The organism is Nocardia sp. NPDC060259, assembly GCF_042728775.1.
Lineage (GTDB): Bacteria > Actinomycetota > Actinomycetes > Mycobacteriales > Mycobacteriaceae > Nocardia.
In genome coordinates, this window is sequence record NZ_JBHXAY010000004.1 from 47,788 (window position 1) to 71,309 (window position 23,522).

The 23,522-nt window shown below is 69.3% G+C and carries 14 protein-coding genes; 4 read left to right on the plus strand and 10 right to left on the minus strand.

The features are described 5' to 3' along the window. Positions 1-12: 12 nt before the first annotated feature. Positions 13-2,499 carry an aminopeptidase N gene (pepN, locus tag ACFWF2_RS03130; RefSeq protein WP_379304054.1) on the plus strand — a complete coding sequence of 829 codons (2,487 nt, stop codon included), beginning with the start codon at positions 13-15 and terminating at the stop codon, positions 2,497-2,499. 70 nt (positions 2,500-2,569) lie between these two features. On the opposite strand, the gene ACFWF2_RS03135 is transcribed toward pepN, so the two are convergent. Continuing rightward, positions 2,570-8,038 carry a carboxyl transferase domain-containing protein gene (locus ACFWF2_RS03135; RefSeq protein WP_379304056.1) on the minus strand — a complete coding sequence of 1,823 codons (5,469 nt, stop codon included), beginning with the start codon at positions 8,036-8,038 and terminating at the stop codon, positions 2,570-2,572. Positions 8,039-8,333: 295 nt separating this feature from the next. Between ACFWF2_RS03135 and trxA the strand changes: the two genes are divergently transcribed. After that, positions 8,334-8,660 (plus strand): thioredoxin, encoded by a 327-nt coding sequence (gene trxA / locus ACFWF2_RS03140; RefSeq protein WP_379304058.1) that lies wholly within the window; start codon positions 8,334-8,336, stop codon positions 8,658-8,660. A 17-nt stretch (positions 8,661-8,677) separates the two neighbouring features. Here trxA and ACFWF2_RS03145 read toward each other — a convergent pair whose 3' ends face one another. Further along, positions 8,678-9,301, minus strand: coding sequence for a TetR/AcrR family transcriptional regulator (locus ACFWF2_RS03145; RefSeq protein WP_379304060.1), 624 nt, complete (start codon positions 9,299-9,301; stop codon positions 8,678-8,680). A 201-nt stretch (positions 9,302-9,502) separates the two neighbouring features. Here ACFWF2_RS03145 and ACFWF2_RS03150 point away from each other — a divergent pair, with 201 nt between their 5' ends. Beyond that, positions 9,503-10,519: a DUF6670 family protein gene (locus tag ACFWF2_RS03150; protein ID WP_379304062.1), complete on the plus strand. Its 1,017-nt coding sequence runs from the start codon at positions 9,503-9,505 to the stop codon at positions 10,517-10,519. A 15-nt stretch (positions 10,520-10,534) separates the two neighbouring features. On the opposite strand, the gene ACFWF2_RS03155 is transcribed toward ACFWF2_RS03150, so the two are convergent. The 5 genes from ACFWF2_RS03155 to ACFWF2_RS03175 all read right to left on the minus strand — a co-directional run bounded on the left by ACFWF2_RS03155 (position 10,535) and on the right by ACFWF2_RS03175 (position 17,961). Continuing rightward, the gene (locus ACFWF2_RS03155; RefSeq protein ID WP_379304064.1) at positions 10,535-11,191 is read right to left on the minus strand and encodes a CatB-related O-acetyltransferase; all 657 of its coding nucleotides are present in this window, start codon (positions 11,189-11,191) and stop codon (positions 10,535-10,537) included. Between the two features lie 79 nt (positions 11,192-11,270). Beyond that, complete coding sequence (locus ACFWF2_RS03160; RefSeq protein WP_379304066.1) at positions 11,271-12,374, minus strand: PQQ-dependent sugar dehydrogenase; 1,104 nt, start codon at positions 12,372-12,374, stop codon at positions 11,271-11,273. A 39-nt stretch (positions 12,375-12,413) separates the two neighbouring features. Then, complete coding sequence (locus ACFWF2_RS03165; RefSeq protein WP_379304068.1) at positions 12,414-14,996, minus strand: LuxR C-terminal-related transcriptional regulator; 2,583 nt, start codon at positions 14,994-14,996, stop codon at positions 12,414-12,416. 92 nt (positions 14,997-15,088) lie between these two features. Next, positions 15,089-16,183: a catalase family protein gene (locus ACFWF2_RS03170; RefSeq protein ID WP_379304070.1), complete on the minus strand. Its 1,095-nt coding sequence runs from the start codon at positions 16,181-16,183 to the stop codon at positions 15,089-15,091. Further along, a complete protein-coding gene (locus ACFWF2_RS03175) occupies positions 16,180-17,961 on the minus strand; it encodes a peroxidase family protein (protein ID WP_379304072.1) in 1,782 nt (593 codons plus the stop codon). Before ACFWF2_RS03175 ends, ACFWF2_RS03170 begins: the two co-directional genes overlap by 4 nt. Before the next feature lie 204 nt (positions 17,962-18,165). Here ACFWF2_RS03175 and ACFWF2_RS03180 point away from each other — a divergent pair, with 204 nt between their 5' ends. Beyond that, the gene (locus ACFWF2_RS03180; protein WP_379304074.1) at positions 18,166-18,918 is read left to right on the plus strand and encodes a hypothetical protein; all 753 of its coding nucleotides are present in this window, start codon (positions 18,166-18,168) and stop codon (positions 18,916-18,918) included. 10 nt (positions 18,919-18,928) lie between these two features. Here the strand turns inward: ACFWF2_RS03180 and ACFWF2_RS03185 are convergent, their stop codons facing one another. From ACFWF2_RS03185 to ACFWF2_RS03195, 3 genes are all read right to left on the minus strand, one after another. Further along, positions 18,929-19,333: a hypothetical protein gene (locus tag ACFWF2_RS03185; protein WP_379304076.1), complete on the minus strand. Its 405-nt coding sequence runs from the start codon at positions 19,331-19,333 to the stop codon at positions 18,929-18,931. A gap of 116 nt (positions 19,334-19,449) precedes the next feature. Further along, the gene (locus tag ACFWF2_RS03190; RefSeq protein WP_379304078.1) at positions 19,450-21,441 is read right to left on the minus strand and encodes a trypsin-like serine peptidase; all 1,992 of its coding nucleotides are present in this window, start codon (positions 21,439-21,441) and stop codon (positions 19,450-19,452) included. A 116-nt stretch (positions 21,442-21,557) separates the two neighbouring features. After that, positions 21,558-23,429, minus strand: coding sequence for a M12 family metallopeptidase (locus ACFWF2_RS03195; RefSeq protein WP_379304080.1), 1,872 nt, complete (start codon positions 23,427-23,429; stop codon positions 21,558-21,560). Between the last annotated feature and the right edge of the window lie 93 nt (positions 23,430-23,522).

Below are 23,522 nucleotides of genomic sequence, written 5' to 3' on the forward strand. Positions count from 1 at the left end.
CAGGATCGAGCCGTGCCTACCGCGAACCTGACCCGTTCCGAGACCGCCGCGCGATCAGCGGCGGTCACCGTCCACGACTACCGCGTCGAACTCGACCTCTCGGGCGCCCGAGATCAGGATCGGGCCGGGTTCGCCACCACGACGACCGTCACCTTCGACGCCACCACCGACCGGACGTGGCTCGACTTCCTCGGGCTCTCGGTCGAGTCGGTGACCGTGAACGGGCAGCAGGTGGACGTCGAATACGACGGCGCCCGCCTCACGGTCGGCGGTCTGTCTGCGACGAACGTGGTCGTCGTGCGGTCCACCGGCGAGTACAGCCGCTCGGGTGAGGGGCTGCACCGATTCCTCGATCCGGTCGACGGCGCGACCTACCTCTACACCCAGTACGAACCCGCCGACGCGCGCCGGGTCTTCGCGTGCTTCGAGCAGCCGAACATGAAGGCGCCGTTCACCTTTGTGGTGACCGCGCCGTCCGGCTGGGAAGTCGTGTCGAATCGGCCCGCCGCGACGGTCGAGGACGACGGTGCGCGGCGGAAGGTCGAGTTCTCCCCGACGCTGCCGATCTCCAGCTACATCACCGCGGTGGCGGCGGGCCCGTACCATCGTGTCGAATCCTCCTGGACGCGAGGCGAACTCACCATTCCGCTCGGTGTCCTGTGCCGTGTCTCGCTGGCCGGATATCTGGACGCGGACACCGTCTTCGAGGTGACGAAGCAGGGGCTGGATTTCTTCGCCGAGCATTTCGACTACCCGTATCCCTGGGGCAAGTACGACCAGGTGTTCGTCCCCGAATACAACCTGGGCGCGATGGAGAACCCCGGCCTGGTCACCTTCACCGAGGCGTATGTGTTCCGTGGCGCGGCCACTTCCGCGCAGTACGAGGGCAGGGCGAACACGATCCTGCACGAGATGGCCCACATGTGGTTCGGCGATCTGGTCACCATGGTGTGGTGGGACGATCTGTGGCTCAAGGAGTCCTTCGCCGACTTCATGGGCGCGCTGGCCAGTGTCGAGGCCACCGAGTGGACCGACGCCTGGGTGGCGTTCGCGAACCGCCGCAAGGCATGGGCCTATCTACAGGACCAGCTGCCGACGACGCACCCGATCGTCGCCGACATCCCCGACCTCGAGGCCGCCAAGCTCAATTTCGACGGCATCACCTACGCCAAGGGCGCCAGCGTCCTCAAGCAGTTGGTCGCCTATGTCGGCCGGGAGGAGTTCTTCACGGGGGTGCGCCGGTATTTCCGGACGCACGCGTTCGGCAACACCACGCTGGCGGATCTGCTGACCGAGTTGTCCGCGGATTCGGGGCGTGACCTGGCTGGATGGGCGCGGGCCTGGCTGCAGACCTCCGGGATGTCCACGCTGACGCTCGACGGCGGCGAGATCGTGCAGACCGACCCGCGGCCGCACCGGCTGGCCGTCGGGCTCTACGACTTCGATGCCGCGGGCGACCTCGTCGTGCGCGAGCGCGTGGAGCTCGACCTCGTCGAGGAACGGACGCCGGTCGCGCTCGCGCCCGCTCCGCTGCGCCTGCTCAACGACGGGGACCTCACCTACGCGAAGGTCCGCCTCGACGCGGATTCCCTTGCCACCGTGGAACGTTCGCTGGACCGGGTCACCGATCCGCTGGCGCGCGGCTTGATCTGGTCGGCGCTGTGGAATGCCACGCGCGACGGTGAGCTCGAGGTCGGGCGCTATCTGACGATGGCCCGCGATTTCGCGCCCGCCGAAACGAACATGGCGCTGCTGACCGCGGTGCTGTCGAACGCGTCCTTCGCCGTCAATCACTATCTGCCGGAGGACGCCAGGGACGGATGGCGCGGATGGCGCGGCGAATGGCTCGAATCCTGCTGGGCGACACTGCATTCGTCGGAACCCGGTTCGGGCGCGCAACTGGCCTGGGCACGGGCGACGGCCACCGCAGCCACCTTCGACGACCGCCGCGCCGCGGACATCCGCGCGATCCTCCTCGGCGATACTCCCGCGCCGAAGGGACTTCCCCTCGATCCCGATCTGCGCTGGGCGCTGTGGACCGCGCTGTCCGCGACCGGTGCGGCGACCGCCGCCGACCTGGATGCCGAACTCGCCGGCGACGACACGGCGTCGGGCCGCACCGCGCACCGGCGGGCACTGGCGGCACGACCCGACGCGGAGGTGAAGGCCGCGGCATGGGCCTCGGCACTGGGTGACACCACGTTGACCAACGACCACCTCGACGCTGTGATCACCGGTTTCCGTGCGGGTGGACGCCGCGATCTGATCGCCCGCTACGACGACGAGTACTTCGCGGCGCTGCGGACGGTCTGGGAACAGCGCAGCATCGAGATCGCCCGCCGCATCGTCGACGGGTTGTTCCCCGCGGGCGAGTCACTCGATCCCGTCGACGCCTGGCTCGCCGACCACGCCGACGCACCGGGCGCACTGCGCCGCCTGGTCGTCGAACAGCGCGACCACCTCGCCCGCGACCTGCGGGTCCGCGCCGGGGACTGCTAGCTCGATCCGAAATGCGGCCGCCCACCCCGGATTACCCGGGGTGGGCGGCGCACTTCACCAGTTTCGACGGTTACCGAGGCAGACGGGTCTCGATGGCGTCGATGATCCGGGGGCGCAGTTCGGCGACGCTGACGATGGCGTCGACCGAACCGACCTCGACGGCGCGCTGGATGTTGTGGACACGGTCGAACTCCGCGGCCACATCGCCCAGCTTCTCCGCCCGGACCGAGGAGCGGACCTCGTCGAGTTCCGCGGTCAGCGTCGCGCGGTCGGTGCCGAACGCGTTGGCGGCCTGGGTTTCCAGGTCGCGCACGCGCGGGTCGGCCGCGGTCCGGGAGTTGACCTCGCCGGCGAACACCACCGCGGCGGCCGGAGCGCCACCGAGGACCGACGCGAACGAGCCTTCCAGCGCGAGTACGGTCATGTTCGGGTTCAGCGCCTTGGAGAACACCACGAACGCACCGCCGTGATAGCGCGAGATCACGCAGAACACGATGGGGCCCTGGAAGTTCACGATGGCGCGGCCGATCTCGGCGCCGTACTCGAGCTGCAGCTTGCGCATCGACTCCGGGGAACCGTCGAAGCCGGACAGGTTCGCCAGCACCACCAGCGGCCGGTTGCCGCTGGCCGCGTTGATCGCCCTGGCCGCCTTCTTAGACGACTGCGGGAACAGCGTGCCCGCGGTGTAGGTGTCGGGTCCGTCGGTCGACGGGTAACCGCGCCGCGGCACATTGCGCGACTCGATGCCCAACAGGCACACCGGGATTCCGCCCAGATGCGCGTCCTGCACCACCGCGGTCTCGGCGTCGGCCATTCCCGCCCAGCGCTCCAGCACCGGGTGGTCCTGGTCGGCCAGCGCCCGCATCACGGTCCGGATGTCGAAGGGCTTCTTGCGATCCGGGTTGGCGGCGGCGGAGAAGATCTCGCCGACGGTGGCGAAGCTGCTGTCGGCGAGCACGTGCGGGAAGCCGGAGATGTCGCGGTCGATCGGGTCGACCGTCTGCGACCGGCGCGGCGCCTGCTCGCCCGGGGCGACATAGGTGTGGTCGTAATGCGCCATCAGCACGTCGCGGGCGGCGGCCAAGTTCGGCGCCCAGTACTGCGCCTGGCCGTTGGGGCCCATCACTCGGTCGTAGCCACCGATGCCGAAGTTGTCCTCGGCCGACACGCCACCGGAGAAGTCCAGCGACTGCTTGCCGGTGAGCACCATCGCCGACTCCGGCGTCATCACCAGCACGCCCTTGGTGTGCATCAGCATGGTGGCCTCGGCATTCCAGTACGGCTGCGCGCCGACGTTGATGCCGGCGACCACGATGTTGATCTCGCCGCCGTCCTGGGTGAACTCGACGATGCGCTTGAGCGCGGCGGCGACCCAGTCCATGTTCTCGGTGCCCGATTCCATCGAGATCCGGGCGCCGGAGGACAGCGCGTACCACTCGAGCGGAACCTGCAGGCGTTCGGCGAGATCGAGCGCCGCGATCACCCGGCGGCACTCGGGTTCCGACAGCGCGCCGAGCGACTTGGTGGGGTCGCCGAGCAGCAGCACCCGGGTGACGCCCTCGGGATGCTGGGTGGTCGGCGTGGTGACGACACCGGCGACGATGGCCGCTTTGTTGCGGCCCTTCGGCCGGTCGACGGGTACCAGCGCATGGTCGGCGTCGAGGTCGTACTCGGCGAAACTGCCCAGTACACCGGTCAATTCGTACGGGTACACGGTGTTGCGCGCCGCGGCCCGCAGCACCTTCTGCCGGTACTCGTCGACGGGCTCGACCGGCTCGTCGGACAGGTCGCCGACCGTCACCTCGGAGCCACCGGTGGCGTCGAAGGAGATGCGCACACCGACCTTCGTCAGCTCACCGGTCTTCGCGTCGCGCTGCCGCGCGATGAGCAGGATCTCCTCCAGCCCGGCGCCCGCCGCCGTCGGCAGCACGTGCCCGCCGATGGTCCGCAGTTCGTCCCTCGTGACATCCATCGGCGGCCAGATGTACATCACGATGCGGTTGGTGTTGAGGCGCTTGGCCGACGGCCGCCGGGACTGGGCGCGGCGGATCGAGTCGACACACGTGGCGATGGTGGCCTCGGCCGTGGGCAGCGCGAGCAGCCTGCCGTCCTGGTCGCGCAGCGCGGCCAGGTCGCGGACCTGGGCGAAGGCGATGAGGCGGTCGTCGGACGGATTGCCCTTCGCCACGCACCGGAACAGGTAGACCTCCTCGTCGTCCGAGGACGGCAGCCGGGTGAGGTCGAACTTGCGCAGCCGCTCCATCTGCATCCGCTGCGCGATGTAGGGGTGCAGGCCGCGGATCAGCCGCTCCTCGGCCATTCCGGTGGCCGAGGGGCGGAAGGTGAAGTGGTGGTGCATGACCGCGCCGTTGCTGCCCGCGACCGTGGCCGTGATCCGGTGCACCTGCGGGGGCAGCTGGTGCGCGGCGAGGACTTCCTGCAGCGCCGCCGCCATCGCGTCGGAGTCCTCGGGCTGGGCTACCCAGCTGAGGTAGATGTCGGCGTCGACCGAGGCCGCCCCGCTCGCCAGCTCGCCGAGCCCGCTCAGCGCGGTGCCGAGCGCGTCGAAACTCACCGCGGCCGAGGCCAGGCTCGCGCCGTCACGCTCGGCGACGACGAAGGCGCAGCCACCGACGTGCTCGGTGTGGACGCCGGTGACGCCCTTGTTGCCGTAGTAGCGGCGGGTCAGCACCTCGAGCATTGGGGTGTGGTCGGGCTTGTCGCGCTCGAGCCGCTGGCCGAGCAGCCGCACCAGCGGCTCGGTGCTGCGCACCATGTCGGCGATGCGCTCGGCGCGATCGGCCGTATCCGGGTGCGCGTCCAGATGCGTCAGGTGCCTGCGGACATTGGTGTAGACACGGGCACGGTTGCGGCGCAGGAGCGGCTGGCCGTACCAGCCGTACACCAGGCCGCGGCACAGGTCGGCGATCACCGGGAAACGCACCTGGGTGGCCACGACAAGGCGTTCCAGGGTCAGGCCGACGGGTTCGCGCAGCACCTGATCGGGCATCGGCTCGCGCAGCCACTCCCGCAGCAGCGTCGTGATGACCTCGACGGTGTCGGCGGGGCGCTGCTGGGCGAGGAAGATCCGGAAGACCGCGGATTCCAGGTCGGGCGTGCGGTCCAGCTCGGTGACGCCGTACTGGCCGAGTGCCTGCGCGAGCTTGGCGCGGTATGGCTCCGGCAGACCGGCCCGATCGGCATCGAGGCTCTGCAGGTAGGTGTGGAAGTACTCGCGGTCGCTGTGCACGTGGCTCTGGCCGGGTTCGTCGTCGGCCGAGCGGTTGTGGCTCAGCGCGGCGAGATCGGCGAACACCTCGACGAGTTCGAGCTCCTCGGCCAGCGGCCGGTGGTTGGCGGCGACGGATTCGCGGCGGGCCGTGAGGTAGTCGTCGAGCACGCGGCGGTCGTCGTGCGGATCCACGTCGAAGCCGAGGAGCAGACTCCGCAGGTCCTGCAGGCCGCGGGCGAGCCGCTCGTGCGTCTGCCGCGGCGCGGGCTCGCTGGGCAGATCGAGCTCGACGGTGCCTGCCGTTTCGGTCTCGGCGGCCTCGTCGTCCTCGTCGGCGAGCGGTTCCAGGCGCAGCAGCGGCGCGCCGGTCTCGACCTGGGTGCCGACCGAGACCGCGCACTCCTTCAGCCGGGCGCGGAACGGCGCGCGCAGCACCGTCTCCATCTTCATGCTCTCCAGCACGAGCACCGCGGCGCCTGCCTCGACCTCGGCGCCGACCTCGACCGGGGTGCCGACGACCAGCGCGGGCGCGGGCGAGCGGACGACGCCGCCCTCGTCGCGGCTGATCCGGTGGGTCACGCCGTCGACGTCGATCACATGGGTCGGCCCGTGGGTGCCGGTGACCAGGCGGTAGCGGCTGCCGTTGACGACGATCTGGCCGGTGTGCAGATCGAACCGCTCGAGGTCGACGTCGGCGGTGACCAGCTCGGTCCCTGCCTCGATGCCGACGCGGAAGCGGTGCGCGCCGATGCGGGCGACGCGGACCCGGTAGCTCGCGCCGCGCAGTTTGAGATCGAGCGGGCGCCCGCTCTCGTGCTGCACCTGCGGACGACCACCGGAGGCGGTCGAGATCAGCCGGTGCCGCTCGACCCGCTCGTCGTCCTCGTAGGCGTCGATCGCGGCGGCGGCCAGCGCGATGGCGGAGTGGCGATGCGTGACGAGGCGGCCCTCGCTGCGCACCCGGTCGATCCAGCCGGTGTCGGCGCTGGCGTCGATCACCTCGGGCTGGTCGAGCAGGTCCAGGACGAAGCTCTTGTTCGTCGCGCCGCCTTCGATGACGACCCTGGTCTGCGCCATCGCGCGGCGCAGCCTGCCCAGCGCCTCGTCGCGGTCGCGGCCGTAGGCGATGATCTTGGCGATCATCGAGTCGAAGTCGGCGGGGATGGTGTCGCCCTCGCTGACGCCGGTGTCGACGCGGATGCCGGGGCCGGCGGGCAGGTCGAGGCGCACGATGCGGCCCGGTGCGGGCGCGAAGTCGCGGTCGGGGTCCTCGGCGTTGAGCCGCGCCTCGATGGCGTGGCCGCGCTCGGCGGGCGGTTCGCCCTCGAGCTTGCCACCGGAGGCCACCGACAGCTGGGCCTGGACGAGGTCGAAACCGGTGGTGCACTCGGTGATCGGGTGCTCGACCTGCAGACGGGTGTTGACCTCGAGGAACGCGAAGAGCTGCTCACCCGGGTGGTACAGGAACTCGACGGTCGCCGCGCCGCGGTAGCCGACCGCGACGGCAAGGCGCTCGGCCGAGGCCTTCAGTTCGGCGGCCTGCTCGGGGCTCAGGACCGGTGAGGCCGACTCCTCGATGACCTTCTGGTTGCGGCGCTGCACCGAGCAGTCGCGGACGCCGAGCGCCCACGCGGTGCCCTGACCGTCGGCGATCACCTGCACCTCGACGTGGCGGGCGCCGGTGACCAGGCGCTCCAGGAACACGACGCCGCTGCCGAAGGCCCGCGCGGCCTCCTGGCGGGTGCGCTCATAGGCGTCGACGAGTTCGGCTTCGTTGGTGATCATGCGGATACCGCGGCCGCCGCCGCCCGCGGTCGCCTTCAGCATCAGCGGGTAGCCGATCTCGGTGGCTGCCGTGATGGCGTCCTCGACCGTGTCGACCCCGCCCCGGCTCCACGGCGCGACGGGTACGCCGACCTCTTCGGCCAGCAGCTTGGCGCCGATCTTGTCGCCCAGCTTGCGCATGGCGTCCGCGCTCGGGCCGATGAAGGTGACGCCGATGTGCTCGCACAGTTCGGCGAAGGCCGGGTCCTCGGCGACGAAGCCCCAGCCGACCCAGGCCGCGTCGGCCTTGGTGGCGACCAGTGCCTTCTCGAGCACCTTGAGATCCAGGTACGGGCGCGCCGAGGCCGGACCGAGGTCGTAGGCGATATCGGCCGACCGGACGAACGTGGCGTTGCGGTCGACGTCGGTGTAGAGGGCGACCGTTTCGATCGGTAGCCCGGTCGCCGCTGCCAGATCACGGACGGCATGGATGAGCCGCATTGCGGCCTCTCCCCTGTTGACGATGGCGATGCGGCTGAACACTCGCCGACTCCTTTCCATTACCTAGGACGTTGCCCGGGACGGGTGCGAATTCGAACTCCGGTTCAAGGGCAGTGTGCACCTCTACTCCGTATATGTGAACAGCGTCCGAGGGTTACCGGCACGTATAGATGGAAGTTGGCATCGTCGGGCCGGTCAGCGCTATCGCCGCTGCTCGTCGGCCGGACTCCTGGACAACCGACTCAATAGCTCCGCACGACTTGCCTTGACGTCGAGGTCAATCCCTACCGTCGCGTCATCGGGGCGATTTTCCGGCCCCGGCCACCGAGGAGAGACCATGACCAAGACCGTCGCCACCGTGACCGATGTGACATTCGCGCGCGAGGTGCTCGATGCCGGCCTGCCGGTGCTCGTCGAGTTCACCGCCGCGTGGTGCCCACCGTGCAAGATGATCGAGCCGGTGCTGGACGAGCTGGCCAACGAGGAAGCGGGCCGGATGGCGATCGTCAAGATCGACGTGGACGCCAATCCGCGGACCACGGCGGACTACGCCGTGCTGTCGATGCCGACCCTGATGCTGTTCCGCGACGGCATCCCGGTGCGGACCGTCGTCGGCGCCAGGTCCAAGCGGCGCCTGCTCGACGACCTGGCAGGCGCGCTCTGAAGGCGGCGTTTTCCCGGTTACGCCGGTGACTGGCCGTCGGCCGGTCCGCTCCAGAACAGCGCACCCATGAGCCGTCGGCAGCGGGCGATCATCGCGTCCGCGCTTTCGTCCGGGTGTCGCAGCCACCAGTTCACCATGGCCGTCACCACGCCCATCCAGACGTCGGTGAGCGCGGACAGGTCGGCGGCGTCGGTGATTCCACGCTCCGCGAGCAAGGCGGCGGCGCCGCGCTGGGCCTGATCGGCGATGCGCCGCCGGGCCTGGTGCGCGGCGTCGGCGGCGACGCCGTGCACCGGATGCGAGGTGTCGAGCAGCACGTTCCAATCGTGCGGTCGCCGGGCGAGGACACCGATGACGACCTCGAGTGTGCGTTCGGCCATCGCGATTCCGGGCGACCCGTCGAACACCGACTCGATGGCCCCGCACACGGTGTCGGCCGCCCGCTCGACGCACGCGGCGTACAGGCCTTCCTTGCTGTGAAAGTAGTGGAATACCAGGGGTTTCGACACTCCGACCGCGGCCGCGACGGCACCGGGGGACAGCCCGGCGTAGCCCGCGTGGCTGATCTGCTCGCCTGCGATGTCGAGGAGCTGTTGTTCCCGCTCGGCTCGCGGCACACCTTTCGTCCCGGCAGTGCCCATCACCGTCTCCCTTCCGCCACCGCGTTGACCCACAGCCGCTGATCGGAAATTTACCGCGCCCAGACCGCTGGTCAATTGCGGGTGCGAGATCTTCGCGCCCACCGGATCGATGGTTGACATCGGAATTGACCAACAAGTAATTTTCCACTTGGTCAGCACGAGTGCCGCGCTCGTCCCTTCCGCGAAAGGCCCTGATCCACCATGGCGATAACGACTCCCCTGCTCCACGGCCTGCAACGCACCGTCTCCGGCTCGCACGCACTGAGCGGCACCCCCTTCGACCCGAGCACCCCGTTCCATCCGCCGCGCGGGCGCCATCGCACCGTCCACTACGGACTCATGTTCCCCGGTCTGCCCGCACCGCTGAATTTCCTGGACTTCATCACCGTGATCGGGCAGCCGAAGGTCAAGGCCTTCCGCAACGCGCAGCTGATCGAGACCTCCGATGCCGATACCGCCAACCTGCTGGCAGGCACCGCGGTCCGGTTTCCCGGCCAGTTCCGCGGCTTTCAGGTCGAGCGCGACCTGCAACTGGCGCCCGATGCGAGCGTGATCCGCTTCGGTGCGGACTTCGCGATGCAGGGCACCTACCCTCATTTCACTGTCGCCTATCGCAATCCGGAGTTCCGGGCGGATCTGCGAGTCCGCGCCACCGACAAGGTCGCGCATTTCGCGAAGCTACGCGGCGGGCTGTACGACCACTGGTCGCTGCTGTGCGAGTACGAGGGCACCGTCGAGCATCACGGCACGCGCTACGACCTGTCCGGACTCAGCACGCTCGAATACGCCCGCGCCGTCGCGGTGGATCTGTTCATCGGCTTCTTCACCTACCAGATCATCAATATCGACGCCGACACCCAGGTGCTGATGGTGGAAGTCCGTGGGCCGCTGGGTGTTCCCCTGCAGCAGGCCGTCTACGTCCGGTCCCGCGAGGACCATGGCGGGGTCTACGAGGACGGCTACCACTACCGGATCACCGAGCGCGAACCGACGCCCCGCCACACCCCGGCCGGCCGGGAGATGACCCTGGGCACCGCGTTCACCTGGGCTGTCGACGACGAGAACGGCGGACCGCTGATCCACATCGACGCGGTCGCCAACGACGACTACATCTACGGCATGACCGGCGGCTACGTCGGCAGCTACCGCTACACCGGGACGTTCCGTGGCACAGCGATCAGCGGCACCGGCTACGTCGAACAGATCGGCAACGCGTAGCCCCACCGCGGCGGATCAGCGCTGCGGTGCGGCGGCTTCGAGGTCGGCGATGCTGCCCGACATGATCGTCGGCACCTGCGCGGTGATGTGGTCGAGCGGCCAGTCCCACCAGGCGACGGCGAGCAGGCGGGCGATGTCCTCGTCGCTGTAGCGAGATCGGATGAGGCGGGCCGGATTTCCGCCGACGATGCCGTAGTCGGGCACGTCGGAGGTGACAACGGAACCGGTGCTGATAATCGCGCCGTGCCCGATCCGCACGCCGGGCATCACCGTCGCGCCGTTGCCGAACCAGACGTCGTTACCCACGACGGTGTCGCCGCGGCTCGGCAGGCCGGTGAGCAGATCGACATGATCCGACCACGAGCCGCCCATGGTCGGGAAGGGGAACGTCGACGGGCCGTCCATGCGGTGGTTGGCGCCGTTCATGATGAAACGCACGCCCGTGCCAAGGGCGCAGAACTTCCCGATGATCAGCTTCTCCGGCCCGTAGTGGTAGAGGACGTTGCGCGTCTCGAATGCCGTCGGATCGTCGGGGTCGTCGTAGTAGGAGAACTCCCCGACCTCGATCAACGGCGAGGTGACCAGCGGTTTCAGCAGCACCACGCGCGGCTGGCCTGGCATCGGATGCAGCACGGCCGGGTCGGCGGGAACCAACGCGGGACTGTCCGGCATCGGGAAACTCCTTCGATGGATGGCCGACCGGGGATTCGGCGAGGCCTTGCCCGCAGGGTAGTACCGAAGTCCGCAACGATCAGCGGGCCGGGAAGCGGAGGATACGGTCGTCCCCGTCACGAATGTCGCCGCGGCCGTCGGTGTTCGAGGTGGTGAGCCAGAGTGCGCCGTCCGGTGCCACGGCGACGGTGCGCAGTCTGCCGTAGGAATCATCGAGAACATCGCGGGGATTCGTGGCGGTGCCGTTGGATACAGTTGCGGTCCAGAGTCTTTCACCGCGGAGAGCGGCTACATAGAGCGTGTTCCCCGCGATCGCGATGCCGGAGGGCGAGGCTTCCGAGGTCGACCAGGTGAGCAGGGGGTCGGTGAGACCACTGCTCGCACCGCCGGATCCCTCGACCTCGGGCCAGCCGTAGTTGCGGCCCGGCTCGATCAGGTTGAGCTCGTCCACCCGGTTCTGGCCGAACTCGGCGGCGTAGAGCGCGCCCGTGCCGTCCCAGGCCAGACCTTGCACATTGCGGTGGCCGAGGCTGTAGACCGGCGAGCCGGGGGTCGGATTGCCCGGCGCCGGTGCGCCGTCGGGGGTGATCCGCAGGATCTTGCCGTTGGGGCTCGCGGCGTCCTGGGACAGCCCGCTCCGGCCGGCGTCGCCGGTGCCGACGTAGAGCATGCCGTCGGGCCCGAAGGCGATGCGGCCGCCATTGTGGTTGCCCGCCTTCGCGATTCCGCCGAACACGACCTCTGCCGGTTCTCCTGGCCGGAACCGCACGATGCGATTGTCGTCCTCGGCGGTGAAATACGCGTAGACATACCGGGTTCGGTCATAGTCAGGGGCGACGGCGAGGCCGAGCAGTCCACCCTCGCCGCGCGCGACCACGCCGGGCACCTCGGCGAAGAACTCCGGTTCTCGGCCCGGCGCCACGCGCAGAATTCGCCCGGAATCTCGTTCGGCCACCAGCGCCGTGCCGTCGGGCAGGAAGGCGAGGCCCCACGGGACGTCGATCCCGCGTGCCACCTGCTCGGGAGCGCCCAGGTCGGGGTCACCGGAGGGCACGCTCGGTGCGGGAGCGGTGACGATCGCCGTGAGCGGTGCTCGACCAGTGGGCTCGTCGCTCGTGCAGGAAGTCGCCGCGCAGGCGATCAGTATGGCGCCCACGATGTTTCGCTGGCGTCGGCGCGACATCGCTTCCTGCGGACGGTCAGTCGCGACAGCCACGGCGCTTCAGATCAGCTTCGCGAGTTGTTCGCGATCGGAGGCGTCGAGCTTGATGCAGGCCCGGTAGATATGACCTTCGACGGTGCGCACGGAGACGCAGAGCCGTTCGGCGATGGCACGGTTGGACAGTCCACGACCGATGAGCGCGGCGATCTCGCGTTCCCGTTCGGTGATCGGGAGCGGGCGCGCGGCGGCGGTGATGGCCGGGGTGCAGGCGCCGTCGCAGCGGGCGGCCAAGGCCTGGGCGCGGGCGGCGGCTTGGGCGCTGGGGCGGCGCTGGCCCGCGTGGTCGTGGATCGGGACGGCCTGCGCTGCCGCGTCGGCGGCGGCCAGCAGCAGGCCGGTGGTCTCGAATTCGAGGCTGACGGCGGCCAGCTCGCGCGTATCGGCATGGGCGAAGGCGGCGGCATGGCGAGCGTAGATGCCCGCGGCCGGCCCCTGGATGCGGGCGGCGACCGTCGCCAGCCGGGTGGCGACGGTGCGGTCACCGAAGCGGGCGGCATGATGCAGCGCCTCGGCCTCCAGGGCGTACTGGCCGGTGCGGTGCGCGAGGTCGGCCGCCTTGCGGGCCAGCTCGATCGCCGCGTGCTGGCTGTGCTCGGCGGCGGCCACCCAGGCGCGCGCGATCAACCGCTGTGGCTCGTGCAGAGCCATGTGGGCGCCGCGGTGTTCCTCGGCATCGGCGAGAACTCGTTCGGCCTGCTCGACCTCGCCCAGCGCCGCATAGGCCCGCGCCAGCAGCAGCCGGGCAGGCAGCTTCCACGCCAGGGAGCTTTCGGCGTTGAGCGCCGCCAGCGCCTGTTCGAAGGCGGTGATCGCTTCCCGGAACCGGCCGCGATAGGTGGCGACGACGGCGACCGCGATCCTGGCGATCGCCCACCCGATGAACTGGCCCGCCGAGGAGAACTCCCGGTACTCGGAAGCCCGCTGCTCGGCGCGGTCGAGCTCGCCGATGGTCGTCAGTGCCAGCACGTCGCCGTACCTCACCATGACCCGGACGATGCCGTCGGTGGACTTCTGCTCGGCGGTGATCCGGGCCGCGATCGGCGCGAAATCGGCGCCGCGTCCGGCCACCGGCATCGCCAGACCGAGCGCGAAGGCGGCGAAATCGACAGCCTGCCACGGTGAATCCGGGTCGGCGATGACGCGCTCGGCGGTCTCGATACCGACGGCGATCCGGCTCTCGTGCACCGCCATCGCCGCGCCGAAGGCATCGACCGTCAGCCGCAGCGCGGGATACTCCACCCGGGCGGCGAGCAGGTCGAGCAGGTCACGGGCACGCGTGACATCGCCCAGCGACCAGAACTGCAGGCCCGCCCTGAGCACGCCCCACTGGACGAGTTGCAGCGGATCGAGGCGGTCGGGGTCGAAGCGGGCCAGGATCTCGTCGGCTTCGTGCGGCCTGCCCTGCCACAGCAGTGCCCGCGACAGCAGTTCGGCCGCGCGCAGCCCGCCGCAGCGCTCGCACGCGGCGCGCGCGAGGCGTTCGGCCAGCGGCAGGTTGGACATGGCCACCGCGTCCTTGGCCGCGTTGATCAGCACGACGATGTCGATCGGCTGATCGCTGTCGATACACAGCTGCGCCAGCCGGATCCGATGCGCGGGCGTGCTCAGATCGCGGTCGCGCAGTGTCTCGACGATGCGGCCGCGCTGCCTACGGGCCGCGGCGGTGCCGACCCGGCGGCGGATCACCTCGCCGAGCAGCGGATGGCTGAACCGGACGTCGACCGTCGGGCCGTGTCGGCAGACCCGGATCATGCCGGTGAGCTCGGCCGTGTCGACGGCCCCCACCCCGACCAGCTCGGTCAGGATGTCGATGTCGAGCGGTTCGTAGACGGCCAGCATCCGCAGTGCCTCGAGCACCGGCTCACCTGCCCTGGTCAGCCGCTCCTCGAGCAGCTCGACCAGCCCCGACGGCACCGCGGTCGGCCCGCGCAGCTGCCAGACGCCATCGGTGTCGGTCAGGGTGCGCGCCTCGACCGCGCCCTCGACCATATTGCGCAGGAACAGCGGGTTACCACCGGAGGATTCCCACATGACGTCGGCGCTGAGCCCTTCCAGGGTGCCGCCGAGGACGGTCTCGACCAGGGCGACGCACTGCTGTTTGGTCAGTGGCGTCAGCTCGATGCGTTCGAGGTAGCCGTCCTTCCACAGTGAGGTGACCGCGTCCGGCACGGTTTCCCCGGTGCGGACCGTGGCGACGATGCGGGCGCTGCGATCCACGGCGATCTGGTGCACCAGCGTCGCGGACAGTGTGTCGAGGAGGTGGGCGTCGTCGACGCCGATCACGGTGCCGGGGTCGGCGAGCAGATTCTCCCGCGCCGAGTGCAGCAGCGCGAGCGGGTCGCGTGAGGCCGACGCGGCGATCCAGGGCGCGAACGCGCCCAGCGGAATGGCCTGGGACGAGGCGGTACATGCCGCCCAGCGCACAGGATTCGGCAGCACGGAGGTGACGAGCCGCGCCAGGGTGGTCTTGCCGATTCCGGCGGCGCCGACGAGCACGACACCACCGGTGTTGCCGTTGGTCAAAGCTGTACGGACGGCGTCGTATTCGGCGGGGCGATGAAGCAGTTGCCACAGTTCGCCCATACAGCAAAATTCTAGTTCCCGCCCGGCCGTGTCACAACGAATCTGTGCAGGTGCAACTAATTTCCGGGCTGGACGGACGGGGACGGCGATGGTCATCGCGGCAGTTCGGTGGCGTCGCGTGGCTCGAGCCGGGGCGCGTTGTTGACGTCGTGGCGGAAGTTGCTCGACGCCTCGTAGACGCGCTGCTTGAGCCGGTTGATCGAGCCGAGCGGACGGTGCGCGTCGAGACCGCGCCAGGAGTTGAACGACAGCACATCATCGCCGTAGGCACGCCGTTCGGGCGTATAGGGATCCTGGATGTCGAAGCGGATGGTCGCCACGGTGCGGTGCGGCGATGCGTCTTCCGGCCACGGCACGGTGGCGTCCTCGATCGGCATGGTTGCGGTGTCGGTGCACAGTTGCGCGCGCAGCTCGTACGTGGCGCTGTGCGAGGCGAAGAAGTCGATGACGGAGTTTTGATGGACGTTCACTCCCGACTCTGCACTCACCGGTTGTCCTTGCAACGCGACGACTTCCGGCGACACGGGAACATAGAGCAGCTTGGCCACGTAGTCGCCGTAGCGCACGGGCGCCGAGGTGTAGAACGTCTCGCCCAGGATGTGGGTGTTGGGCGCGATGAAGACGCCGAGGTTCGGGGGCACCCCCCGGCCGATCCGCCGCAGCACGTGCTGGTCCAGGGCGGCGAGAACGCTACTGCCGGTCTGCAATACCGGGTCGGGCAACCGCGCGAGCATCCAGGCGGTCGGCATGCCCTTCGTCAGGTAGGCGTGCGCGTCGGCGAACAGGAATTCCCGGTGGGTGACCATGATGAGGTCCTGCGTGGTTGCCTCGTCGTCGGGCAACGCCCGCGGCCCGTGCACGCCGAGCACTTTGATCCCCAGCCCGCGGACACCGCGCAGCTGGTCGCTGCGGATCACGCCGGAGGTACTCGACAGCCGGGCGATCACCGGGAACCTGGCCGGAGTGGCGAACAGGCCCTGTGCCAGTTCGGGTGGCAGGCCGGCGGGCACGGTCAGCTCGCCGCGCAGGATGCCGTGGCTCTTGGCGTGCGCGTCGCGCAAGCCGCGCTTGTACTTGCGGTAGGCGCGTTCGTTGTTGTCGCGCAGGACCGCGATGATCTTGTCGATGTCCTGCTCTTCGTCGGGCCGCGGGTGTTCGATATCGTCGCGGTAGCGCAGGTAGGTCATCGTCGGCTCCTCCACGGCGCGAACGGATTCGCGACGCCGTCGAGCGCGGGCGCCAGCGTGGGAAAGTGGCGCAGCAGGACGCTGCGCATCGAGTTGTCGCGCACCCACGCCATGCCCGCCTCGGTGTAGACCTCGGGCCGGAAGTCGGTGGTGAAGAACCGGTCGGCGGACAGCCGCCGCGACGCCATCAGCACGAACACCCGGAACGCGGTGTCGCTGAAGCCGAAACCGGGCGGCTTGGGCTCGGCGTAGAGCCCGATCATGAGGTCGACGTCGTCCACGTCACCGTAGATCTGCTCGAGTTCGCGGGCCCACTGCGGGTTGTCGGTCAGCTGGTCGAACGAGGCGGCAGGCGGCAGTCGCAGCTGCTTGCGGAATTCGTTGTAGCGCGGCACGCCCCGCTCGCGGACCCGCAGGATGTCGACGGTCGCCAGGTCGAGCAGCGGATGCCCGGGGCGGGTGAGGTTCTGCAGGTGCCGTGGATAGTTGTGCAGGGTCAGCGCGCCGGGGTTGGCGCGGCCGAACGAGTAGAGCAGCGTGTCCATCGGCGTCTCGGCGAGGCGTTCGCGAATGTGGGCGACGCCCAGCTCCGGGAGCGGATACTCGGCCAGGACGCTGTCGTCGGCGAGGCTGCGGACGACGAGTTCGTCGGGGATGAGCGGATGCATCCGGTATACGGAGACGAATTCCTCGGTCAGCGAGAACGGCACGCCGTGGTCGTCGACCGCGGATCCCGGTATGCCGCACAGCACTTCGTTGCCGGCGAGCCTGCCGAACCGGCGGGCCACCCGCTCGCCGAGCACGCCGAACCAGTTGGCGCGCATGGCCGCGACGGTGGTGGGATGCGCGATGACGGCCGGTGTCCAGTCGACGGTGTGGATCTTCGCCATGAGGGCCGAGTTGACCAGACGTGCGGTGTCGTAGAGCTGTTGGTCGTCCAGGTCGGGATAGCGACGGCTCAGGCGACGGCAGATGGCATTGTGTTCGCGCAGGAACAGCGAATGCAGCAGGGCCAGTCCGACCCAGGCGTTGGCCGCCGCGTCCGACAAGGCGATCAGGCTTTCCGCGTCCAATGGTGGCAGGCCCAGTTCGTCGATGACGAGTTCGCCGCCCTTGCCCGATCGCATGGCGGCCGCGAATTCGGCTGTGCTGCCATAGATCTGGGAGGCGTCCCACCAGTGGCTCTCCACCGTGACGTAGGTCGGCGGACCGCCCGGTTCGGGGCTGGGCACCGAGGCGGTGCGCGGGATCGTCATCGGCGGGTCCGGCCACGGATCCCGCGCGTCCAGTGTCACCGTGAACGGCTCGGTGTCGGCGTCGTCGTGGTCGAACCAGTCGTGCACCTCGAACTGGATCCAGGCCGCCGCCAGCAGATTCAGGGTCGTGGCGGGCTGGAACCGGTCGCGGGTCAGCAGTTGGGTGCTGATCAGGCGCGGGTTGGGTTCCAGAATCCGCGCGGAGTCCTCCGGGTGGGTGTGCTCGAGCGGGAAGTTGCGCCCGAACCGGCAGCCGACCGATCCTGTCCTCGGGTCGGCGGGGTTGTTGTAGGCGCCGTCGACGGTGCGCGCGCCGTGGTGCTCGCCTGCCTCGTCCGGTGGCAGCGGTCCGCCCGGATGCCCGCCGGTGTCGAAGAGATTCTGCGCGCGAAGCCGGCTGCGCAGCCCGACCAGGACGGCCAGCCCCAGCGGCGGCGGCAAGCGGAACCAGCCGATGCGCCGATCCAGTGCTTCGGCGGCCCCGACCGCCAAACGGGTGACAAACGGAGTCGTCTTGACCATCGAGAACCTCCACGTGGCTGGCTCGAACCGCGGCGTACGAGAACTGGTCGGAAATCAGTGTCCGGCACGGGCAGGCCCCTGTCACGGGTAGTGGACTACTCGCCCATCGGGTGCGGTCACACGCGGGGCCGCCGCGGCGACTCCCGGCAATCGAGTAGCGAATTACGCGCGCCAGGCAGCGGGTCGATGGGTCACGCTGCTCAGGTGACTACTCCGATCGAAATCAAGGTCAATCTCGACGGTGATCTCGTCGACGCACAAACCCGGCTGGGGTGTACGAACGCCGCCGCGATCAGCCGCGACGTGTGGTTCGCCGAACCTCCTCGCCCTGATGCCTGCGATGCGCCTGCCCTGACCGGACGGATCGCCATCCGGCTGCGTAGCGGCGAGCGCGACGACCTGACCGTGACGCTGCGGCCGTGCGAGCAATCGCAGCTGATGGGCCGCTGGGCGTCGGCGTTCACCGACGAGGCGGTGCGGTACCGCATCAAGGGCGACTGGTGCGGCGAGGAGCGGGTGCTGTCGGCCTCGGTGGTGAGCAAACGCCCACCCGGCTCGCTGCGGGTGGGCGCGCTGCGCGGTGAGGACGTCACCGAGGCCCTCGACTCCGCTCAGCGCCAGTTCGTGGTGAGCTGCACGCCCCCCGGGGTCGCGGTCGAGCACCTGCGGGCGATGGGTCCGGTCGCGTCGACTAGGTGGACGAAGGTGCACCTCGGCGGCCTCGAGGTCGACGCCGAACGCTGGACCGTCGGCGGCCTCGACCTGTTCGAGCTGGCGCTCACGGTGACGCCCGTGCCCGGTGAATCACCGGCGGAACTGCATGCGCGCGCCCTCGAGGTACAGCGCCGGCTCCACGCCGCCGTGCGCGGGCACGGCCTGTCCATCGCGACCGGGCCCGCCAAGACCGAACAGGTACTCGGCGCGCTGACAGCGGCTGGGTCGGTGCGCGCCGAGTAGTGCGGTGTCGTCAGTTCACGATGATGAAGTTGAACAGCACCCTGAGGTTGGCGTCCCAGCCGACGTGGTACCGCACCGTCATGGTGCCGTCGGCATGCGGGACGACATTGCGGACCTGCATCGTCGCGTGTCCGAGAAACGGGATGCCGTTGACATCCAGCTCGGTCATGGTGACCGATACCTGGCTGTCGGCCCCGACCTGGGTGTTCGGGAATCCGAACACCCAGGCGCCGGTGCCATGGGTGTGCAGCACGCGCTGCGCCCAGAAGATGGACGAGACATTCCGGTGGCCGACTCCCCTGATCCCGACGCCGTTGTCGCGATAACCGGCCTGCGATTTCGTCTCCTCGAACAGTTCCTCTGCGGTATCCGGGCTGGCTGCCAGGACCGCGTCTTCCATCTCCGAAACCACCATCTCCCTGTCCTTTCGAACCATGTGGAGAAACCCTGCGCAACGATCATCTCGCGCAGACCGGCCCGTCCGAACGCGTAACGCACTACCCCACATCCGCAACACCGCACCGGCTCGCCTCAGGCGGACAGTGTCCGTCCGATCGTCGCCGCCACCGCCGCGTGCGCGAGGTATTCGGCGATGTCGTGCGCCCGTTCCTTGGGGTTGTCGACGGGGAGATCCCGCAGGTCGTTGCCCCACGCCGGGCGCAGCGGGCAGCCGATGGCGATCGGATCACCGGCATACCAGGTGTTGAGCCACTCACCGACCCGTTCTGGCCTGCTCGCGCCGCCGCTGAGCAGCTTGCCGTAGACCCCGTCCAGGCCCAGTGGGCTGCCCGCCGTCACCAGCAGGCGCACGTCCAGTTCCCGTGGCAGCTGGGTGAGCAGGTCCATCGCGACGACGGTGCCCAGACTGTGGCTGACCAGGATCACCTCGCCGCCGACAGGCATGTCGGCGAGCACGGTGTCGAGCACGCCCTTACGCACCCGCTCGTCGTCCAGATAGGCGGCGACATCCTTGAAAATTGCCCCGATGAGCAGCGAATCGAGGCCACTGCGCGCGGCGATCCACCCGAGCTGGTCGCGCACCCGGCCGAGGACGACCGAGCCGAACCCGCCGAACCGTTCCTCCGCGATCGGATCGGTGGCGACGTCACCGGCGCTGGGCATGCCCGCGCGCCGCGCCGCCTCGGCGACCAGGCTCTCGTAGAGCTCCGAGCCGGTGTCGACGACCGATTCCCGCGCGCCCAGGCTCGCGACGAGCTGGTCGCCGTAGAAGGGGAAGTGGACGTCGGCGGGGTCGATCGGGCTCAGGTCGGCGAGGGTGAGGCCCTTGTTCAGTCCGGCGGTCCAGGCGCGCCGCAGGTCGGCCGGGTCGCGGCCCTGCTGACTGCGCCCGTGCAGGAACACCACACTGCGCCGCCCGCCGAACGCGCTCGGCCTGCCCTGCACGCCGCGCACCACCGCCGCCTCGACTGCCGAGATATGCTGTGGCGCAGGCGCTGTCACGTCGGCGACCACGGTTTCGGCCGACAAACCCGCGTCGGGCCCGAGTTCGTCGAGGAGCCTTCGCTGCGCCGGATCGAACGATTGCTTGCCGAGATCCCGCAACAGCACGCTCACCCGGACGCCCTCGTTGGCTACCCAGTGGATCGCGTCGTCGCCGTCGCCGCTCTGCCAGACCTTGCCGTCCTTGCGCAGCATCCGGCCTGTGTCGTCCTTCTTCGGGACGCCCGCGTGGTGCAGCGCGACCATCTCCCACTGATCGTTGAAGACGGGCGAGCCGGAATTGCCCGGTTCGGTGTCGGAGGTGTAGTGCAGGAAGTCGTCCAGTTGCAGGTCGAGCCGGTTGTCGCGGATCGAGATCTCCTTGAGCCTGCCCTGCGGGTGACCGATGACGTTCATCGCCTCGCCGACCACGATCTTGCCGGTGTCGGCGATCAACCGGTTCCAGCCGAATGTCGCGCCGGGGGCGACCCCGTCGGGTCCCGGCGCCACCCGCACCAGCGTGTAGTCGAGATGCTTGTTCGTGACGAACAAGTCGTTCGGCGCGAGCCGATACTTCGTCACCGGGGTGTGCTGATTGTCGATACCGGCCTCGGCGCCGAACTCGATCACGACCGACTCGGCCTTGTCCGCCGTCGGCAGCACATGGTTGTTGGTGAGCAACAGTTGCGGTGACACCAGCGAACCGGTGCCCATCGGCACCTCACGGCTGTTGTGGGTCAGGGTGATCCGGGCGACGGCGGCCGCCGCGCGGGCGCCGCGGGTCAGGAAGTTGACGGCCTGGAGGTCGTTGGCGAAGCCGATGATGCGTTCCAGCGACCCGATGGTGTCGAGCGGTTCCTGTCTGCCCAGGTCGACCGCCGCCTGCACGGGCACTTCGCCGCTGGTGAACAGCCGGTCGGCGCGGGCGATGATCTGTTCGTCGGTGTCGACGACATCGGATTCGGTCGCCTTGCGTTTGCGGGTCACCTCGTCGCGTTCCTCGGCGCTCCTGGCGAAGCGCCGTGCCGCGGCGTCCATCTGTTCGCGCCATGCGGCGGTGCGTGTTGCGCTGTCGGTATCCATGGGTCACCTCGCCCGGAGAAGTATGCAGCTGGCGTTCTCAGGGTGAGCGTGGTGCCCGGTGCCGATCACGAGTAGTCGACCACTCGAATTCCCGTGACCGGCATCGGTGGCGGTGGCTACTGCTCCCACCAGGAGGTGTAGACCCGGCCGTCGTTGCCGGTGGTGAACGCGTCCAGTTCGCCCGCGCTGCGGGCCACGGCCGCCACCGGCCCGCCGACGGGGAAGACCCCGCCGATATTGCGCCAGCGGTTGCCGATGCCCGACCAGTCCGAACCCGCCTGCCACCAGGAGGTGTAGACGCGGCCGTCGTTGCCCGTGATGAACAGATCGAGATTGGTCGAGGTGCGAGCCACCGCGGCGACCGGCGCTCCGGGCGGGAAGACACCGCCGATATTGCGCCAGCGATCCCCGATACCCGACCAGTCCGAACCTGCCTGCCACCACGAGGTGTAGACACAGCCGTCGTTGCCGGTGATGAACAGATCGAGAATGCTCGATGTCCGCGCCACCACCGTCACCGGCGCTCCGGCCGGGAAGACACCGCCGATATTGCGCCAGCGATCCCCGATACCCGACCAGTCCGAACCCGCCTGCCACCACGACGTGTAGACCCGCCCGTCGTTGCCCGTGATGAACAGATCGAGAATGTTCGATGTGCGCGCCACCGAGGCCACCGGCGCGTTCGGCGGGAACACGCCGCCTATATTGCGCCACCGGTCCCCGATGCCCGACCAGTCGCTGCCCTGCTGCCACCACGACGTGTAGACCCGCCCGTCGTTGCCGGTAATGAACAGATCGAGATTGTTCGCGGTACGCGCGACCGCGGAAACCTTTGCCGTGCGGGGGAAAACGCCACCGATATTGCGCCAGCGATCACCGATGCCCGACCAGTCCGAACCCGCCTGCCACCACGAGGTGTAGACGCGGCCGTCGTTGCCGACGGTGAACACATCGAGGTTGTTCGACGTCCGCGCCACCGAGGCCACCACGGCGCCCGCCGGGAAGATCCCGCCGATAGTGCGCCAGCGGTCCCCCGCTCCCGACCACTCCGAACCCGCATGCCACCAGGAGGTGTACACGCGGCCGTCGTTGCCGGTGATGAACAGGTCGAGATGGTCGGCGCGCCGGGCGGTCGCGGAAACCCGTGCGGTGCGCGGGAATACGCCGCCGATACTGCGCCACCGATCGCCGACACCCGACCAGTTCGGGTAGATCGTGTGCGCGGCCTGGACATCGCCTGCCGACAGCGCCGTGCGCTGCCCCATCGTCACCCCGGGCGGCAGGGTCACCCGCGGCACGATCGTGGCCTGCCCGTCGGAGCTGAAAGCTGTTGCCGGGTAATGCATGATCGAGCCGAAGTCGTAGCCGCCGATATCGTCGCCGTCGGTGATGTGCTGGGCGAAATTGTGCCGATTCGCCGCGGTCACATTGGCCAGCCGCACCTCGACGAACCGTTCCCTGTCCTCCCTGCTCTGTTCGTGCCACAGCCCGATCGCGTGCCCCATCTCGTGGATGACGGTCCCGGTCGGCGCGCCCGCGGTCAATTCGATGGTCTGCATGCCGCCCTGCCTGCCGACCGGCGAGCGGCTCGCCGTGCTCGGCACGAACCGCACATAGTCGGCGTGGACGCCGGTGCGCGGGACGAACCGCAGTCTGGTGCGGGCATTCCAGTGCGCGACCGCGTCGGTGATCCGCTGCAGGCCCGGCAGGGCCGGATCGACCTCGTAGGGGACCACGGCATTGGGCCACCGGAAATTCGCACCCGAGATCGCGATGCCCTCCTGCCCTTGGCGGGCGGCGATCTCGGCGAGCGTGCCGAGAACGATGTCGCCTTCGAAGATCGCGAGGTCGTCGACGGCCGCGTAGGGCACTTCGCGGAATCCGTGGTTGGCGCTGGGAATCAGCGTCGTCCCCGCTTCGGGACCGGAATGGAATTCGCCGGTGTCGTCCATGTCGGCGCTCGCCGGGACGGTGTCTTCGATGATCATGGGCCGCACTTCCTCTGGATCGTCGCCTGTCAGGGAAGTGTCGGGCCGATGGCATCCCGGACTCACGCGTAGCGCGCTACCCGATCACGCCGG

What these genes read in the sequence shown, in the direction of transcription:
- ACFWF2_RS03160 (WP_379304066.1), bottom strand. Translation starts at nt 12,374, where the DNA reads ATGTCGCGCCGACGCCAGCGAAACATCGTGGGCGCCATACTGATCGCC.
- ACFWF2_RS03175 (WP_379304072.1), bottom strand. Translation starts at nt 17,961, where the DNA reads ATGGTCAAGACGACTCCGTTTGTCACCCGTTTGGCGGTCGGGGCCGCC.
- ACFWF2_RS03195 (WP_379304080.1), bottom strand. Translation starts at nt 23,429, where the DNA reads ATGATCATCGAAGACACCGTCCCGGCGAGCGCCGACATGGACGACACC.
- ACFWF2_RS03185 (WP_379304076.1), bottom strand. Translation starts at nt 19,333, where the DNA reads ATGGTGGTTTCGGAGATGGAAGACGCGGTCCTGGCAGCCAGCCCGGAT.
- ACFWF2_RS03150 (WP_379304062.1), top strand. Translation starts at nt 9,503, where the DNA reads ATGGCGATAACGACTCCCCTGCTCCACGGCCTGCAACGCACCGTCTCC.
- ACFWF2_RS03165 (WP_379304068.1), bottom strand. Translation starts at nt 14,996, where the DNA reads ATGGGCGAACTGTGGCAACTGCTTCATCGCCCCGCCGAATACGACGCC.
- ACFWF2_RS03155 (WP_379304064.1), bottom strand. Translation starts at nt 11,191, where the DNA reads ATGCCGGACAGTCCCGCGTTGGTTCCCGCCGACCCGGCCGTGCTGCAT.
- ACFWF2_RS03170 (WP_379304070.1), bottom strand. Translation starts at nt 16,183, where the DNA reads ATGACCTACCTGCGCTACCGCGACGATATCGAACACCCGCGGCCCGAC.
- trxA (WP_379304058.1), top strand. Translation starts at nt 8,334, where the DNA reads ATGACCAAGACCGTCGCCACCGTGACCGATGTGACATTCGCGCGCGAG.
- ACFWF2_RS03145 (WP_379304060.1), bottom strand. Translation starts at nt 9,301, where the DNA reads ATGGGCACTGCCGGGACGAAAGGTGTGCCGCGAGCCGAGCGGGAACAA.
- ACFWF2_RS03190 (WP_379304078.1), bottom strand. Translation starts at nt 21,441, where the DNA reads ATGGATACCGACAGCGCAACACGCACCGCCGCATGGCGCGAACAGATG.